The 16340-nt window shown below is 57.5% G+C and carries 23 protein-coding genes and 1 tRNA gene; 23 read left to right on the forward strand and 1 reads right to left on the reverse strand.

The window, feature by feature from the left end:
* Nucleotides 1-22: 22 nt before the first annotated feature.
* Nucleotides 23-1270, reverse strand: a complete 1248-nt coding sequence (ilvA, locus tag AXE86_RS10210; RefSeq protein WP_061946686.1) for a threonine ammonia-lyase — start codon at nucleotides 1268-1270, stop codon at nucleotides 23-25.
* 141 nt (nucleotides 1271-1411) lie between these two features.
* Between ilvA and AXE86_RS10215 the strand changes: the two genes are divergently transcribed.
* From AXE86_RS10215 to xseB, 23 genes are all read left to right on the forward strand, one after another.
* Nucleotides 1412-1900, forward strand: a complete 489-nt coding sequence (locus AXE86_RS10215; RefSeq protein WP_009442341.1) for a universal stress protein — start codon at nucleotides 1412-1414, stop codon at nucleotides 1898-1900.
* Between the two features lie 28 nt (nucleotides 1901-1928).
* Entirely contained in the window at nucleotides 1929-2345 is a 417-nt protein-coding gene (locus tag AXE86_RS10220) for a universal stress protein (protein ID WP_009442340.1), read from the forward strand.
* A gap of 73 nt (nucleotides 2346-2418) precedes the next feature.
* Nucleotides 2419-3153 carry a tRNA threonylcarbamoyladenosine dehydratase gene (locus AXE86_RS10225; protein WP_050344111.1) on the forward strand — a complete coding sequence of 245 codons (735 nt, stop codon included), beginning with the start codon at nucleotides 2419-2421 and terminating at the stop codon, nucleotides 3151-3153.
* A complete protein-coding gene (locus AXE86_RS10230; RefSeq protein ID WP_050344109.1) occupies nucleotides 3150-4130 on the forward strand; it encodes an NAD(P)H-dependent glycerol-3-phosphate dehydrogenase in 981 nt (326 codons plus the stop codon). The genes AXE86_RS10225 and AXE86_RS10230 overlap by 4 nt, the downstream gene beginning before the upstream one ends.
* A gap of 3 nt (nucleotides 4131-4133) precedes the next feature.
* Nucleotides 4134-4532 carry a (deoxy)nucleoside triphosphate pyrophosphohydrolase gene (locus AXE86_RS10235; RefSeq protein WP_061946687.1) on the forward strand — a complete coding sequence of 133 codons (399 nt, stop codon included), beginning with the start codon at nucleotides 4134-4136 and terminating at the stop codon, nucleotides 4530-4532.
* Between the two features lie 53 nt (nucleotides 4533-4585).
* Nucleotides 4586-4674: transfer RNA gene (locus AXE86_RS10240), tRNA-Leu, on the forward strand.
* Between the two features lie 214 nt (nucleotides 4675-4888).
* The gene (locus AXE86_RS10245; RefSeq protein WP_061946688.1) at nucleotides 4889-6394 is read left to right on the forward strand and encodes an IMP dehydrogenase; all 1506 of its coding nucleotides are present in this window, start codon (nucleotides 4889-4891) and stop codon (nucleotides 6392-6394) included.
* A 148-nt stretch (nucleotides 6395-6542) separates the two neighbouring features.
* Nucleotides 6543-7193, forward strand: coding sequence for an HAD family hydrolase (locus AXE86_RS10250; protein WP_006689518.1), 651 nt, complete (start codon nucleotides 6543-6545; stop codon nucleotides 7191-7193).
* Nucleotides 7194-7218: 25 nt separating this feature from the next.
* Nucleotides 7219-7470 carry an IreB family regulatory phosphoprotein gene (locus AXE86_RS10255; RefSeq protein ID WP_009442334.1) on the forward strand — a complete coding sequence of 84 codons (252 nt, stop codon included), beginning with the start codon at nucleotides 7219-7221 and terminating at the stop codon, nucleotides 7468-7470.
* A complete protein-coding gene (gene ruvX, locus AXE86_RS10260) occupies nucleotides 7467-7898 on the forward strand; it encodes a Holliday junction resolvase RuvX (RefSeq protein ID WP_198145263.1) in 432 nt (143 codons plus the stop codon). The genes AXE86_RS10255 and ruvX overlap by 4 nt, the downstream gene beginning before the upstream one ends.
* A 63-nt stretch (nucleotides 7899-7961) precedes the next feature.
* Nucleotides 7962-8267, forward strand: a complete 306-nt coding sequence (locus tag AXE86_RS10265) for a DUF1292 domain-containing protein (RefSeq protein WP_050344103.1) — start codon at nucleotides 7962-7964, stop codon at nucleotides 8265-8267.
* A 96-nt stretch (nucleotides 8268-8363) separates the two neighbouring features.
* A complete protein-coding gene (mltG, locus tag AXE86_RS10270) occupies nucleotides 8364-9467 on the forward strand; it encodes an endolytic transglycosylase MltG (RefSeq protein ID WP_061946689.1) in 1104 nt (367 codons plus the stop codon).
* Between the two features lie 18 nt (nucleotides 9468-9485).
* Nucleotides 9486-10727 carry a peptidase U32 family protein gene (locus AXE86_RS10275; RefSeq protein ID WP_061946690.1) on the forward strand — a complete coding sequence of 414 codons (1242 nt, stop codon included), beginning with the start codon at nucleotides 9486-9488 and terminating at the stop codon, nucleotides 10725-10727.
* On the forward strand, nucleotides 10724-11005 hold the full coding sequence (locus AXE86_RS10280; RefSeq protein ID WP_009442329.1) for an acylphosphatase: 282 nt from the start codon (nucleotides 10724-10726) through the stop codon (nucleotides 11003-11005). The genes AXE86_RS10275 and AXE86_RS10280 overlap by 4 nt, the downstream gene beginning before the upstream one ends.
* A gap of 9 nt (nucleotides 11006-11014) precedes the next feature.
* Complete coding sequence (aroQ, locus tag AXE86_RS10285; RefSeq protein ID WP_061947003.1) at nucleotides 11015-11464, forward strand: type II 3-dehydroquinate dehydratase; 450 nt, start codon at nucleotides 11015-11017, stop codon at nucleotides 11462-11464.
* Entirely contained in the window at nucleotides 11454-12530 is a 1077-nt protein-coding gene (locus tag AXE86_RS10290) for a M24 family metallopeptidase (protein WP_061946691.1), read from the forward strand. The genes aroQ and AXE86_RS10290 overlap by 11 nt, the downstream gene beginning before the upstream one ends.
* Nucleotides 12531-12578: 48 nt before the next feature.
* Nucleotides 12579-13136 (forward strand): elongation factor P, encoded by a 558-nt coding sequence (gene efp / locus AXE86_RS10295; protein WP_009442326.1) that lies wholly within the window; start codon nucleotides 12579-12581, stop codon nucleotides 13134-13136.
* A gap of 32 nt (nucleotides 13137-13168) precedes the next feature.
* Nucleotides 13169-13570: an Asp23/Gls24 family envelope stress response protein gene (locus tag AXE86_RS10300; RefSeq protein ID WP_170950760.1), complete on the forward strand. Its 402-nt coding sequence runs from the start codon at nucleotides 13169-13171 to the stop codon at nucleotides 13568-13570.
* 22 nt (nucleotides 13571-13592) lie between these two features.
* Nucleotides 13593-14168, forward strand: coding sequence for an alkaline shock response membrane anchor protein AmaP (gene amaP, locus AXE86_RS10305; protein ID WP_009442325.1), 576 nt, complete (start codon nucleotides 13593-13595; stop codon nucleotides 14166-14168).
* Nucleotides 14169-14180: 12 nt separating this feature from the next.
* Nucleotides 14181-14423, forward strand: coding sequence for a DUF2273 domain-containing protein (locus tag AXE86_RS10310; RefSeq protein ID WP_050344096.1), 243 nt, complete (start codon nucleotides 14181-14183; stop codon nucleotides 14421-14423).
* Nucleotides 14420-14833, forward strand: coding sequence for a transcription antitermination factor NusB (nusB, locus tag AXE86_RS10315; RefSeq protein WP_009442323.1), 414 nt, complete (start codon nucleotides 14420-14422; stop codon nucleotides 14831-14833). Before AXE86_RS10310 ends, nusB begins: the two co-directional genes overlap by 4 nt.
* A 71-nt stretch (nucleotides 14834-14904) precedes the next feature.
* Complete coding sequence (gene xseA, locus AXE86_RS10320) at nucleotides 14905-16113, forward strand: exodeoxyribonuclease VII large subunit (RefSeq protein ID WP_050344092.1); 1209 nt, start codon at nucleotides 14905-14907, stop codon at nucleotides 16111-16113.
* Nucleotides 16103-16339, forward strand: a complete 237-nt coding sequence (gene xseB, locus AXE86_RS10325) for an exodeoxyribonuclease VII small subunit (RefSeq protein ID WP_006689503.1) — start codon at nucleotides 16103-16105, stop codon at nucleotides 16337-16339. Before xseA ends, xseB begins: the two co-directional genes overlap by 11 nt.
* The last annotated feature ends 1 nt before the right edge of the window (nucleotide 16340 follow it).

Consider the following 16340-nt stretch of genomic DNA (forward strand, 5'->3'; position numbering starts at 1 on the left):
GTTCCCATATCCTTTCGCGGGGTCAGTAGATCTTATTGATTTCAAAGCCATTTTCTTCCAGTGCGTGCACGATGCGGTCGACGTGATCCTGTCCATGCGTCTCTACGGTAACGGTCAGCTGCACCTTTTGGAAGCTGTCAGTCACCATGGTCTGATCGTGGTCAAGACGGATGACGTTCGCGTCCTGCTCTGTGAGGATCTGAGCGACATTGAGCAGCTGTCCGGGCTTGTCGGGCAACTGTACGGAGAAGCGGAAGACGCGTCCGCGCGAGATGAGTGCCTTGGAGATCAGTGCGGAGATGGTGGAGATGTCGATGTTGCCGCCGCTGATGAGGACGGCGATCTTCTTGTCCTTCATGTGGAGCTTCTGCAGTGCAGCGAGTGAGAGTACGCCTGCGCCCTCGGCGATCAGCTTGTGTTTTTCGATGAGGGAGAGCAGAGCACTCATGATCTCCATCTCGGAGACGGTGATGATCTCGTCGAGGTAGCGGCGGCAGAACGTGAGCGTGAGTGCGCCCGCCGTGCGTACGGCGCAGCCATCCGCAACGGTATCGGCAGACGGGAGGGTGATGGTGTGTCCGCAGGAGAGCGCTGCTTTCATACAGGCGGCGTTTTCTGGCTCGACGCCGATGACCTTCACCTGCGGGTTGACGGTTTTTGCCCCGAGGGCAATGCCGGAGGCGAGTCCACCACCGCCGATGGGGACGAGGATGGCATCTACGTCCTTGAGCGCGTCGATTACTTCAAGGGCGATCGTGCCCTGTCCGACGATGACGTTGCGGTCGTTAAACGGATGAATGTAGACGTAGCCATGCTCTTTCTGCAGTTCGAGGCTGTGCGCATAGGCGTCGTCGAATCCGTTGCCGTGGAGTACGACGGTCGCGCCGAGTGCCCGCGTCGCCTCCACCTTTAGGATCGGTGTCGTTGCCGGCATGCAGATGACCGCCTTGACCCCAAGCTTTTGCGCGGAGTAGGCAACGCCCTGCGCGTGGTTTCCGGCCGATGCGGTGATGACGCCGCGTGCGCGCTCCTCCTCGGTGAGCATGCTGATGCGGTTGTATGCACCGCGAAGCTTAAATGCTCCCGTCGTCTGGAGGTTTTCGAGCTTTAGATAGGTCGCGTTCCCCGAGAGCTCAGAGAAATAGTCGCTGTATACCAGCGGCGTCTTGCGGACGATCCCCTCCAGCCTCTTGGCGGCGGCGTATATATCGGATATGCCTGTGGATGCGACGACCTCTTCATCGGTCGGTACGTGCTGTTCTTCTCCCATGATAATCTCCCCTTGTCTATTTAATGAAGTTAGTCTATCATGTTCAATGAAGCGCGTCAAATTCTTTTCCATCAACGAAAAATTGTCGGAATAAAGAAGGAGTTTGCCCGTATTTCGCGAATAAAATAAGGAAAAGAAAGCATGAAATACCGTGCTTTCCGTGTCAAGACGAAGCGGAGGTGCGCGATGGGAGATTCCCCCTATGGGCGCATCCTGATTCCCGTGGATGGGACCAAGGATGCGCTGCGTGTCATTCGTCCGGCGGGAGAGCTTGCGCGTCTCATGGAGGCATCCGTTGATTTCCTCTATGTTTCCCCGTTTGACGAGAGCACGGACGAGGGGGATGCGTCGTGGCTTCCCGCGAGTATTGTACGCCCTGCGGCAGAAGAGGCGCAGGAGATTTTTACCGTGGCGGAGTCCCTGCTTCCGCAGGAGGTCGCCCGTGCATGTCATCATCGTGCGGGGATGCCGGCGGAGGAGATCCTGCGCTTTATCGACGTGATGGGCATTCGTCTGGTTGCCATCAGCGGGCGCAAGCATTCACGCGTGAGCGGTCTGCTGCTCGGGAGTGTGATGCAGACTGTCTTGGAGCGTGCACATGCATGTGTCCTCGTGGCGGGAAATGATTGAAGTATAGGAACAGTGAGGAGGTACTTCCATGATGAAGAATATTTTGGTTCCTGTCGATGGTTCCGAGGGAGCAGATCGTGCGATTGAGCAGGCGGTGACGCTGGCGAAGATCTGCGGTGCAAAGCTGAATTTTCTCTATGTCGCAAACATCAACCAGCTCGCGATCAATGCCGTCCTGTCGGATGCGATTCTCGACTCTGTGACAAAGGCGGGGAATGTCGTCCTCGACCGCGCGATGGAGATGGTGCCCGAGGGAATCGAGAAGGAGTCGTTCTCGGATACGGGGTCGCCCGCTGTCGTCGTGCTCGATTTTGCAGAGACGAACGACATCGATCTCATCGTCATGGGCAGCCGCGGCCTTGGGGTCGTCAAGGGGGTTCTGCTGGGCAGCGTCAGCCAGTATGTGGTCGAGCAGTCCAAGTGTCCTGTTCTCGTGGTAAAGTAATGACCGTTGGTTGATTCTTTCAAGCTGCCGCTCAGTTGCGGCAGCTTTTTCGATGTAGAATGGGGAGGGAATGATGGAGGATCAGCGCTTTGCGCGGACAGAGATGCTGCTTGGCGACGCAGGACTTGCACGCCTTGCAGCAAGCTCGGTGGCTGTGTTCGGCGTCGGCGGGGTCGGCTCATTCACGGCAGAGGCGTTGGCGCGCGCCGGTGTAGGCAGTCTGACGCTCATCGACCACGATACGATCGACGTGACGAATATCAACCGCCAGATTCACGCACTCACCGAGACGGTGGGAAAAGCCAAGACCACGGTCATGGCAGAGCGCATCCGAGCGATCAATCCCCATTGTGAGGTACGCGAAATTCGTGCGTTTTATCTGCCTGAGGAGGCGGGTTCCTTTTTTGAGACGCATTATGACTATGCCGTGGATGCAGTGGATACGGTGACGGCGAAGGTGGATCTTGCCGTGCAGTGTCAGGTGAGGAATATACCGCTGATTGCGAGTATGGGAGCGGCCAACAAACTTGACCCCACGCTCTTTGAGGTGATGGACATCTATCGCACTAAGGGTGATCCATTGGCACGTATTCTGCGGAAAAAGCTGAAGGAACGCGGCGTGCGGCGTCTCACGGTCGTCTGCTCGCGCGAGCGTCCGAAGCGTCCCGCCGCGGGCATCTGTGCGCCGGCACCGGGACGGCATCTGGCACCGGGCAGTGTGTCCTTTGTACCGCCTGTGGCGGGGATGATTATGGCGGGGGTTGTCGTACGTGTACTGACGGGTGCAGCGGTGGAGGTATCGTCATGAGGGTTACGGTTCTCGGATGTGGGCGTTGGGGCTCGTTTCACGCATGGTATGCCCAGCGTGTCGGTCATGCGGTGACGCTGTGGGGGCGCAGCGGGTCAGAACATCTCGCGGCACTGGAGAAGACACGGACGAATGAGTTTCTGACTCTCCCACCAGAGGTTCATCTGACGGATGATCTCGCAGCGGCGCTGCAGACGGCGGAGATCGTTATCATCTCCATCCATGCACAGGCACTGCGTGCCTTCCTGCACGATGTATGCGCACACGGCCTTATGGAGGAGCTCCGCACCAAGCGGATGATCCTCTGTATGAAAGGGCTTGAGATCGGCACGGGAAAGCGTCTGACCACCGTGGTCAAGGAAGAACTCGGCGCAGACATACAGCCCGTCGTCTGGGTTGGCCCTGGGCATGTGCAGGACTTTGTGCGCGGCATTCCGAACTGCATGGTGCTCGCAGGGGAGGAGCGGGCAGTGCTGCACGATCTGGTGGACGTGCTTGGCAGTCCACTCATCCGCTTCTATTATGGGGATGATCTCCTCGGCACAGAGGTCGGCGCAGCGGCGAAGAATGTGGTAGGGCTCGCGGCGGGGATGCTCGACGGCTTTTCCTACGGCAGCCTGAAGGGGGCACTTATGGCGCGCGGTGCGCGTGAGCTCTCGCGTTTGGTGCATGCGATGGGTGGCGATGGGGACACCATCTACGGGCTGTCGCATCTTGGTGACTACGAGGCAACGCTCTTTTCTCCGCACAGCAACAACCGCCGCTATGGGGAGGCTGTTGTGCGCGGTACGGCAGGCGACTTTCATAAGATCGCCGAGGGTGTCTACACCGCTGAGGCATTGATGGCTCTTGCCGCGGAGTATCGTGTTGAGCTGCCCATCTGCACGACGGTATATGAGATCGTCGCGCATGGATGCGACCCGCGTGCACAGCTGATGCAGCTGTTTCTGCGGCGCAATAAGAGCGAGAAGGAGTAGGGCATGGAGGAGCGAAAGCACATCGATGTCGTCGCAGGAGCGATCCTACGTGACGGGAAGGTGTTCGGCGCATGCCGCTCCTATGGAGCGTATGCGGGCACGTGGGAATTCGCGGGCGGAAAGGTTGAGCCGGGGGAGACGGATGCGGCGGCACTTGTGCGTGAGATGCAGGAGGAGCTCGGCGTTATGGTCATAGTGGAGGAACTCCTCGGCACGGTTGACCACGATTATCCGGAGTACCACATGAACATGCGCCTCTACCTCTGCCGACTCGCAGCGGGAGAGCCGCAGCTGCGTGTCCACTCCGAGGGGCGGTGGCTCGGGCGCGCCGATCTCTACAGTGTCCCGTGGTTTGCGGCAGACATGGATCTCATCCGGAAGATCGAGCCGCGCCTGCGCTGATATTTGACAAGAGACCGTGCGGAATGCTATAATACATCTCGTATTTCCCCCAAGCCGAAGTGGCGGAATTGGCAGACGCAGCAGACTCAAAATCTGCCGCTGTGTGAGCAGCGTGCCGGTTCGACCCCGGCCTTCGGCACCATTTGAAGATCAGTCGTTATGGCTTTCGAAAACTCCCTAAGAGAATGTGAAACTCTTAGGGAGTTTTTATCCATACGCATGTGTTTCTCATACTGATTTATTGGTTGACACAGCGCGTGGAAGCGCGTATATTTAACAGAAAAATTTAGAGAAGCACTGATAAATGGGTGAAGTTTCTCGGTACTTCCTTCGAAAAGTGGAAAGGATGGGTTCCCTTGGCGCATTATTACACTGAACCGTCGCATACGTTCGGAGAGTATCTGCTCATACCTGGCTACTCCTCGGCGGAATGCTTCCCCGCGAATGTTTCCTTGCGTACGCCGCTCGTCAAGTTTCGCCGTGATGAAGAGCCGGCGCTTACGATGAATATCCCGCTGACTTCGGCGATCATGCAGGCGGTCTCCAACGATACCATGGCGATTGCCCTCGCCAAGCAGGGCGGTGTATCGTTCATCTATGGCTCGCAGTCCATCGAGGCAGAGGCGGCTATGGTCGCGCGAGTAAAGAACTATAAATCGGGCTTTGTCAGCAGTGATTCGAACATCAGTCCTGACACAACACTTGGCGGGGTGCTTGATCTTCTCGCCAAGACGGGACACTCGACCATGGCAGTCACGGAGGACGGTTCCGCGAACGGCAAACTCGTCGGCATTGTGACGAGCCGTGACTATCGTGTTTCCCGTATGTCGCTCGATACGAAGGTGCATACGTTCATGACGCCGTTCGAGAAGCTCGTCTGGGCGGATGCGGATGCGACCTCGCTGACGCTCGCCAACGATCTCATCTGGGAGCACAAGCTCAACATGCTGCCGCTCATTGACAAGAATCAGCGTCTGCGCTACATGGTATTTCGCAAGGACTACACGGACAACAAGGAAAATGAGTTGGAGCTGACCGACGACAACAAGAGCTACATTGTCGGTGCGGGTATCAATACGCGCGACTATACAGAACGCGTTCCTGCGCTCATCGGCGCGGGAGTCGATGTCCTCTGCATCGACTCCTCGGAGGGGTTCTCTGAGTGGCAGCGCATGACGATCCAACACATCCGTGAGGAGTTCGGTGATACGGTCAAGGTCGGTGCAGGCAACGTTGTGGACGGTGAGGGCTTCCGTTTCCTCGCGAATGCGGGGGCGGACTTCATCAAAGTCGGCATTGGCGGTGGCTCCATCTGCATTACGCGCGAGACGAAGGGCATCGGACGCGGACAGGCAACAGCACTCATCGATGTGTGTGCCGAGCGTGACAAATACTACAAGGAGACGGGCGTCTACATCCCCATCTGCTCTGACGGAGGTATCGTCTACGACTATCACATGACACTTGCACTTGCCATGGGCGCGGATTTCCTCATGCTTGGACGTTACTTCTCGCGCTTCGATGAGAGCCCGACGGACCGTGTCATGGTGAACGGCACCTACTATAAGGAATATTGGGGCGAGGGCTCGAATCGTGCGCGCAACTGGCAGCGGTATGATCTCGGCGGGAGCAAGAAGCTCTCCTTTGAGGAGGGGGTTGATTCCTACGTCCCCTATGCAGGACCGTTGAAGGAGAACGTGCAGACGACGCTCTCCAAGATCCGCTCCACAATGTGCAACTGCGGTGCGCTCAGTCTGCCGGAGTTTCGCGACAAGGCAAAGCTCACCCTCGTTTCCTCGACCAGTATCGTCGAAGGCGGTGCACACGATGTAATCCTGCGCGACAAACTCGGACGAGATTGACAAAGATCGGAAAAGACGCACAGCGGGTGCGCCTTTTCTTTTTTCACATTTTGTGGTAATATCAACCATAGAATTTTGGGGAAGTACAAATGAAATGACATTTGGCTGATCCTGCACGAATTCATTTCTGCGGTATGGCGGAGGAGAAATGCAGCAAGGCGCAATCTTTGATATGGATGGGCTGCTCTTTGATACGGAGAAGGTGTATCAGCGCGGTTGGTTGGTCATCGCCGATGAATTTGGTGTACCGCGCAGTCCTGAGTTGGGCAAGGAATGCTGCGGCACGAGCGGTGAGACAATGGCGGCAGTTGTGCATTCGTTCTATCCGACAGTGGATGCCTACGCCTATTCACGCCGCGTGGACGAGTACGTCCGTGATACGGCGGCGAAGAACCTGCCAGTCATGCCGGGGGCATGTGATCTGCTCCATTATTTTCGTGTGCACGGCGTGCGTATCGCAACGGCAAGCAGTTCGACGGTGGAGCAGATCGAGAGAAATCTCGCGCAGAGCGGGCTGAGAAAGTACTTTGATGCCATTGTCGGCGGTGATATGGTCGAGCGGGGGAAACCCGCCCCTGATATTTTTTTGCGCGCAGCTGCGGCAATCCAGACTGCACCAGCAGACTGCTATGTCTTTGAGGATGGCTACAATGGGCTGCGCGGCGCATCGGCAGCGGGCTGTATGTCGGTGATGATTCCCGATACACTGCCGCCGACGGAGGAGATGCGGAAGATCTGCACGGGGATTTATCCATCGCTGCATGCGGCGCTGGATGCGATCAAGCAAGGGAAGCTGTGACATATTTCCATAGTGAGGTAAGGTAATGGACGAACAGAAAACCATGATGTTCTCCTTCGGGGAGGATAAGCCGAAGGCAGATGTCGTCATACGGGATGTGAGTGCGGCGATGCGGGAGAAAGGGTATAACCCGATCAACCAGCTGGTCGGCTATTTGCTGTCCGGTGATCCCGCGTATGTGACGAGTCACCGCGACGCGCGGAGCAAGATACGGAGTCTTGAGCGGGACGATCTGCTCGATGAGCTCGTGCGCTTCTATCTGGAACACGAGAAATGAAACGCTATATGTCACTCGATCTCGGTGATGCGACGATCGGGGTTGCGGTCAGTGACCTTCTCGGGCTGACGGCGCAGGGCGTTGAGACAGTGCGGCGCACGACACTCGAGGAAGACATTGCCCGCCTCGGACAGCTCATGCAGGAGTATGAGGTCGATGCGCTCGTGGCCGGTCTGCCAAAGCACATGAACGGCAATGAGGGCGAGCGCTGCAGCATTGTGCGTGCCTTTATGGCGGAGGTGGAGGAGCACTTTCCGAGGACGGAGGTACACTACTGGGATGAGCGCCTCTCGACCGTCGCCGCCTCGCGCGCGCTCATTGCCGGAGATGTCTCACGCAAAAAACGCCGCAAGGTGATCGATAAGATGGCGGCGGTCTATATTTTACAGGGATTTTTGGATCGACAGAATATGGGAAATCACGGATAAAAGATGCGCCGGGAGACGCACACAGTATTTATCCGGGCTTCCTTGATTGAAGGAGCAGAGAAGATGACTGAGCAGGAAGAACTTCACGACGAGGACGTTATTGTCGTTATCTCCGATGAGGAGGGAGTGGAACACTACTATCGCGAGGAGATGATCGTGCCGCTCGGAACGGAGCGATTTGCCGTGCTCGTGGCACTCCACATGGATGCGGATGGAGCACTTGAAGACAGCGACGATGAGGACGAGGCGACGATTGCCAAGATCATCGTGGATGAGAGCGGCGAGGACATCTACACAGATCCGACGGACGAGGAGTTCGAGGCGGTCTGCCGCGCCTATGAGCATCTTGCAGAGCAGGAGGAAGAATAAGGGACTCGCAGATCGCCGCCGCATCAGCGGACCATGATGTTCTGTGGAGCAGGAGACTGCGTGGGCCTACGACACTGAGACAAGAGAGGATGGATTTTGTTGCGGGAGTCATTGCAGGAGTTGTGGCAGAAGACACGCGACTTTCTGGAGCACGCCGAATGGCAGGAGGCTCTGCGGGCGGTTTACCGCGGAAAGGGAACCCCAAAGCAAAAGAGAATGATATTCGGCGGGGCGGCTGCGGTCGCCCTCCTCTTCCTTGTTTTTGTGTTTTTGATTGCGTCGCCGTCCGCCTCGCCCACCAATGAGGGGACGCTTGTATACTTTACCGTACGCCCCGGGATGAGTGTCAGCAGCATCGGCAAGGAACTGCACGAACGCGGTGTGATCGACAGCGAGATGAAGTTCTGGTGGACGGCGAAGCTGAACGGACTTGAAAACAAGGTCAAGACTGGTACGTTCGCCATGCAGACCGGGATGACGCCGCGTGATGCGCTGGAAAAACTCGTCTATGGCAATACCGTCACGATCCATTTCGTGATTCCCGAGGGGTTCGGTGTGAAGGAGATCGCCGAGCGGCTGGAAAAGGAAGGGCTCGTGCGCGCGGATGACTTTATGGAGCGAGCCAAGACCTTTCGCCCCTACCCCTATATGGAACAGCATGAGAATGTACGCTATGCGGCGGAGGGATTCCTTTTCCCCGACACCTATGAGCTGAGCGATTCGTTCGATGCCGACTCGATCATGACGATGATGGCGGAGAATTTCGATCATCGCCTGACGAAGGAGATGCGAGACCGCGCCAAGGAGATGCACCTCTCAATCTATGAACTCGTGACGCTCGCGTCCCTCGTGGAGAAGGAGGCGTATCATGATGAGGATCGCCCGATCATCGCGCAGATCTTTTTGAAGCGTCTGCGCCTTGGTATGCCGCTGCAGGCTGACCCGACGGTGCAGTATCTGCTCGATGAGCCGAAGGAGGATCTTCTCTACAGCGACACGGAGGTCGCGTCGCCCTATAATACCTATCAGAATGTCGGCCTGCCGCCAGGACCGATTGCAAGCCCCGGTACAGCGTCGCTGATGGCCGTGCTGCATCCCGCACATACGAACTATCTGTATTTCGTGGCGGATCGGAATGGAAAGAATTACTATGCAACGAATTATGCGGATCACCTCGCCCTTGTCGATCAGGTGCGCTGATGCAGTGAAGGTGCTCCGATGACGCGCAGACCTGAGCTCCTTGCCCCTGCGGGGACGATGGAGAAACTGGAGGCGGCGCTCCGCTATGGTGCGGATGCGGCGTATCTCGGCGGACGGCAGTTCGGCCTGCGTGCCTTTGGCGGAAACTTTACAGAGGACGAGATTGCGGCGGCCGTTCGCCTTGCTCATGGGATGGGAAAGAAGATCTATGTGACGGTCAATGTGTTCCCGCACAATGAGGATCTGGTGTCACTGCCGGACTATCTGCGCTTTCTTAAGGAGGCAGGGGCAGATGCCGTCCTCGTTGCCGACCTCGGTGTCTTTATGTGTGCACGCGAGGCGGCCCCCGGACTTCCCATCCATGTCAGCACACAGGCGAACAATGTCAACTGGCGCACGGTGCGCGCGTGGCAGGAGCTTGGCGCGGCGCGCGTCGTGCTCGCACGCGAGCTCTCGGCGGCGGAGATACGGGAGATTCGGCGGGCAACGGACGTGGAGCTGGAGCTGTTCGTGCACGGTGCGATGTGCATCTCCTATTCCGGACGATGTCTGCTCAGCAGTTACTTCACGGGGCGCGATGCGAACCGCGGAAGCTGTGCCCAGTCCTGCCGATGGAAGTATGCACTGGTCGAGGAATCCCGTCCCGGAGAGTACTATCCCATCGCCGAGGATGAGCGCGGCACCTATATCATGAACTCGAAAGACCTGTGCCTGCTCACGTATCTGGACGAGGTCGTCGCATGCGGTGTGGACAGCCTGAAGATCGAGGGACGCATGAAGAGCGTTCACTATGTGGCGAGCGTTGTGAAGGCGTATCGCATGGCGCTGGATGCCTGCCTGTCAGAGCAGCCCTACCATGTCGAAGCATCGTGGCTGGAGGAATTGAACAAGGTATCCCACCGTGCGTACACGACAGGCTTTTTCTTCGGAAAGACGACGGCAGAGGATCAGATCTATGGGTCTTCGTCCTATGAGCAGAACTCGGAGTTCGTCGGGCTGGTGCGTGCCTATGATCCCACGACAGGGGTGGCAGAGGTGGAGCAGCGCAATCACATGCGCGTCGGTCAGGAGATTGAGATCTTTCAGCCGAAGGGGCCGTCCTTTCGCCAAATTCTCGATGCCATGTGGGATGAGGAGGGGACGCCAATCGACGCCGCACCGCACCCGCAGCAGATCGTGCGCATTCGGCTGGTGCGTCCGGCAGAGCCATACAGCATCCTGCGCCGCGATGTGCCAATGAAAAAGGGGGATGGATCATGAGCACGGTGATTCGCCGCTTTGCATGTGCCGAAGGGCGTGTGCAGGGCGTGGGCTTTCGCATGTTTGTCCGCCAGCAGGCGGTGATGCGTGACATCACGGGGTGGGTCAAGAATATGTCGGACGGCACGGTGACAATGGAACTGCAGGGCGCAGCGGATGCCGTCGAGGCGGCATTTGACGCCATGCGTGCAGGAAATATGTTTATCCACGTGAATCATCTCACGGTCGAGGAACGCGCTCTGCTTGAGGGGGAGCGCAGCTTTGACGTGCGCTATTAGAGGAGTATGATGGGAAAAATATTGGTGCTGAATGGGCCGAACCTCAATATGCTCGGGACACGTGAGCCTGAGATTTACGGCGCGCTGACGCTCGCCGACATCAACGAACGCCTGCGCCGTCGTGCGGAGCGTGCAGGCCTTGCCATCACATTTCTGCAGTCGAATCACGAGGGCGTCTTGGTGGATGCCATTCAAGCAGCGCGCGGGAACACGGACTACATTATCCTGAATGCCGCTGCCTTTACGCATTACAGTATCGCCATCCGCGACGCCATTTCTGCTGCTGAGGTTCCCGTCATCGAGGTACACCTCTCGAACATCCATCAGCGCGAGGAATTTCGGCATCACTCGGTGATTGCGCCGGTCGTTTGGGGGCAGGTTGCAGGCCTGGGTGCGGAGAGCTATATGGCGGCACTTGAGGCAATCATCTGCCGCATGGAGGGATGCAATGGAGATTGAGGGACGAGTCACGCGTCTGCGTGCGCTCATGGCAGAGAAGGTTCTGGACGGGGTGCTCGTCACGAAGGAGGAGAGTGTCCATTATTTCAGCGGCTTTCGCGGCGACTCCACGGCACTCCTTATAACCCCCGAGCGGCTTCTTCTCATGACAGACAATCGCTATACAGAGCAGGTGCAGCTGCAGGCACCAAGCTATGATGTCGTCGAACAGCATGAGGGGCTGAGCAAAAAGATTGCAGAGGCAGCGCAGGATATTGGGATTCTTGCGCTTGGCTTTGAGGGCGGCGCGCTGACCTGTGATCGGTATGAACAGCTGAAGTCTATGCTGGGAGAGATCTCCTTTGACACGTCGCTCTCCCTCGATGCACTGCGCATGGTCAAGGATGCGGATGAGATCGCCGCCATTCGCCGTGCCTGTGCGATTGCCGATGCGGCATTCGCGCACATCATCACCGTTATTCGCCCCGGCATGACGGAGTGTGAGGTGGCCGCTGAGATGGAGTACTTCATGCGGCGTGAGGGCTCGGAGCGCCCTGCCTTTACGACGATTGTCGCCTCGGGGGTGCGGGGCAGTCTGCCGCACGGCGTGGCAAGTACGAAGGAGATCGCGCGCGGCGAGCTCGTGACGATGGACTTCGGCGCGGTCTATGAGGGCTACTGCTCAGACATCACGCGGACCATCTGCGTCGGACGGGCAGACGCGCATCAGCGCGAGCGCTATGATGCCGTGCTCGCGGCGCAGGAGCGTGCACTCGCGGCACTGCATCCCGGGGTCACAGGGATCGAGGCAGACCGCGTGGCACGCGATGCTCTCGCTGAGAAGAATCTTGCACAGTATTTTGGACATGGGCTTGGACATAGCCTTGGGCTTGAGATCCACGAGGAGCCGCGCCTTTCGAAGTCCTGTCCTGTCGCACTGCAGGAGAATATGCTGATTACCGATGAGCCGGGAATCTATCTTCCAGGCTGGGGTGGAATCCGCATCGAGGACACGGTGCTCATCACGCATGACGGAGCAGAGCCGCTGACGCACGCGCCAAAAGAATTTATTGAAATATGTATATAAACCCGCTATAATGTGTAAAGGTATAACAGATATGGAGGAACGAACAATATGATTAACAGCACCGATTTCCGCACAGGCCTGACCATTGAGTACGATGGGGGTGTCTGGCAGATTGTTGATTTTCAGCACGTGAAACCGGGAAAGGGTGCCGCGTTCGTCCGTACGAAGATCAAGAACGTCGAGACCGGTGCTGTAGTGGAGCGCACGTTCAATCCGAACGAGAAGATGCCTGCGGCGCATCTCGAGACGCATACCATGCAGTACCTCTATGAGGCGGACGGCGTCTATACGTTCATGAACACGGAGACCTATGAGCAGACGGAGCTGACGCGCGAACAGCTGGGCGATGCGCTGAACTACCTCATGGAGAACATGGAGGTGGCGGTGCAGCAGTTCAAGGGGCGCATCATTGGCATCCAGCTGCCGAACTCCGTCAATCTGAAGGTCGTCGAGTGCGAGCCGAGTGTCAAGGGAAATACGGCGACGGGCGCGACGAAGATGGCAAAGGTTGAGACCGGTTATGAGGTGCGTGTGCCCCTATTCATCAACGAGGGAGATGTTCTGCGCATTGATACGCGCACGGGCAACTACATCGAGCGCGCCTGAGTATAATCATATTAAATTTGGAGGATATGAACATGGACAATGAGAAGGATGTTGTAAAGAAGGAAACAGGTCTTGGGACGATTCGCGTCGCTGATGAGGTCGTCAGCATTATCGCGGGGCTTGCCACGACGGAAGTCGATGGAATTGCGGGCATGAGCGGTGGTATCGCCGGCGGCATCGCTGAGATCCTGGGGCGTAAGAATTTCTCCAAGGGGGTCAAGGTCGAAGTCGGTGAGAAAGAGGCTGCGGTTGATCTCTACATCATCGTCAAGTATGGCATCCGCATTCCTGAAGTTGCCCTTGCGGCGCAGGAGAATGTCAAGCGCGCCATCGAGACGATGACGGGGCTGTCTGTGGTCGAGGTGAACGTGCATGTGCAGGGCGTCGGATTCCCTGAGGAGGAGCCGAAGGTCGAGGAGTCGCGTGTACACTAAGTGCAGTCGGGGGCTATGAACCATGGGGATTCTTAACCGTCTGCTTCTCCTGCCGTATGCGATTCTCGGCATGGCACTCGCCGTTGCCGTCGCAGCGGCAGTACTGCGTATCCTGCCGGAGAGTATCTGGCTGAATGAACTGCGCTATGCACTGTCCCGTCAGGAACTCCTTATAGGCTGTGCGGTGTATTTTCTGTTCAGCCTAAAGTTCTTCTTTGCGGTGTTTTCGCGTTTCTCATCTTCTACACGTACGGACGGGGAGTTTATGGTGATCGAGACACCGGCCGGTTCCGTTCAGGTGGCACTCCCTGCCGTGCAGGGCATCGTCGAGCGTACCACGCTGGCTATGCAGGAGGTGCGTGAGGCAGCGGCAGTCATTGTGGTGCATGAGCAGCGGAAGGACAGCGCAGATCCGCCCATGCATATTGAGCTGAAGATCAGCATTGCGGATCACGCAGCATTGGGACAGGTGACGGAGCAGCTGACGCAGAGTGTGCAGCAGCATATTCATGAGGTCCTCGGTGTAGCCGAGGTGCCGGTCAAGATCAGTGTGACGGAGATCGGCGCGTCCGGTGCGGCAAAACGCTCTGTGGCGTAGTGGGAGGTGCGCATGAAAGAATATCTGCTGCAGCTCCTGCAGGAACAGTGGATGTACCATCGCGGACGGACAGGCGGACTGGTGCTCGGAACCCTGTTCGGCGTCTGTGTCCTGCTGTTTGGTTTTTGGAATATTGTCTTTGTGATTCTCTGTGCCGGTATCGGCATGTATATTGGATTGCAGTCAGAGCATCGACATTGGTCAGAGATCATTGATCTGTCGGGACTGCGGAATCTCTTTCGGAGGATGTCATGAGCCGCAGACACGCGCGTGAGGCGGCGCTTTTGACACTTTTTCAGCGGGAGTTCGATCAGGATCGTCCGCCGACTGTCGCGGCAGGGGATCTTGCCAGCGACGCTGTGGACGGGTTGACGGAGAAGGATCTTGCCTATGCAAACGGGCTCGTGCAGGGTACGTGCTCCGTTCAGCCGGAGATCGATGCGGCGATTGAGCGCATGGCGAAGGAGTGGAAGCTCCATCGCATGGCGCCCGTGGATCGCAATCTCATCCGCATGGCGTACTATGAGATGTGCTATCAGGAGGAACGCATTGACCCTCCGATTGCCATTAACGAAGCAGTGGAGCTGGCAAAAAAATATGGGTCGGACGATGCGGGCCGCTATGTAAACGGTATCCTTGCTGCGTTGCAGAAATCAATGGGATAACTGATGAAAAAGAATCCGTTGCACAGTCGGTGCAATGGTTCTTTTTTTATCGTTATGGGGGAGAGGTGGTTATGACCGTTCACAGTGTCAGTGATGTAACGCGCTATATCAAGGGGATGTTTGAGCATGAGCCGATTCTGTCGGATCTTTTGATACGCGGCGAGGTGTCCAACTATAAACGCTATCCGTCGGGACATGCCTACTTTACCCTAAAAGATGCAGGCTCAAGTATGAAGTGCGTCATGTTCAACGGCTATGCGCGAAATCTGCGCTTTGCACCCGAGAACGGGATGCAGGTGATCGCGGGTGGCAATATCTCCGTCTATGAGCGTGACGGAGCATATCAGCTCTATGTCAGCTTCTTGACACCCGAGGGCGCGGGGGCGCTCGCCCTCGCCTTTGAGCAGATGCGCGATCGCCTCGCCGCCGAGGGGCTTTTTGATGAAGGACATAAACAGCCGCTGCCGCGCTTTCCGCGACGCATTGGGATTGTCACGTCGTCGGCAGGAGCGGTGCTGCGCGATATCCACAATGTCTCCAAGCGACGCTGGCCGGGTGTGCAGCTCATCCTTCATCCCGTTCTGGTGCAGGGCGCAGGAGCGGCGGAGCAGATTGCGGATGCCGTGGCGTTTTTCAATGAGAAATATCCGGTGGATGTCCTGATCGTTGGCCGCGGCGGCGGGAGTGCAGAGGATCTCTGGGCGTTTAATGAGGAGGTCGTCGTCCGCGCCGTCTATCGGTCGCGTATTCCCGTGATTTCGGCCGTGGGGCATGAGACGGATACGACGCTTGTGGATTTCGTCAGCGATCGGCGTGCGGCGACACCCTCGCAGGCGGCGGAGTTTGCCGTTCCTGATGCGGCGGAAATGGAGCGATTCCTCATGGGGCTGCGTGCACGTCTTGACGCGGGGCGGAAGCGACAGATCGATCACGCCGTCGCGCGCCTGAGCACGCTCGTTCAGCGGCCTTGGTGCACCAATCCGCGCATGTTGATCGCCCCGCTGATGCAGCGCAGTGACCGTGCCACGGCAGAGCTCCATCGTGCGGCAAAGGAGCAGAGCGTCGCAGCGCGGCATCGTCTTGAGCTCGTGCTGAAGCGACTGGAGCTGCTCAACCCCGTACGGGTTCTCTATCGTGGGTTCAGCATTGTGGAGAAGGACGGGCGTGCCGTGAGCCGCGTGAAGGACGTCACGGCGGGTGACCGCGTGAACATTACATTTGCGGACGGCAAGATATCTGCCGTCGTAGAACAGGCAAAGGAGCAGCAGAATGGCGCGTAAAAAAGAGATGGCGTTTGAGGAAGCACTGGGGGCGTTGGAGCAGATTGTTGCTGAGATCGAGGCGGGTGATTTGGCCCTTGCTGATCTCATGGCAAAGTACTCCGAAGGAATTAAGCTCTCGGAGTTCTGCGCCACGTCGCTGCGGCGCGCGGAGGAGACGATGGATCTCCTCGTGCGGGAGACGGCGGACGGCGTTGCACAAGAACCGCTGAAGATCGGAGGCTGAG

Source organism: Selenomonas sp. oral taxon 136 (genome assembly GCF_001554015.1).
In the GTDB taxonomy this organism is placed as follows: domain Bacteria; phylum Bacillota; class Negativicutes; order Selenomonadales; family Selenomonadaceae; genus Centipeda; species Centipeda felix.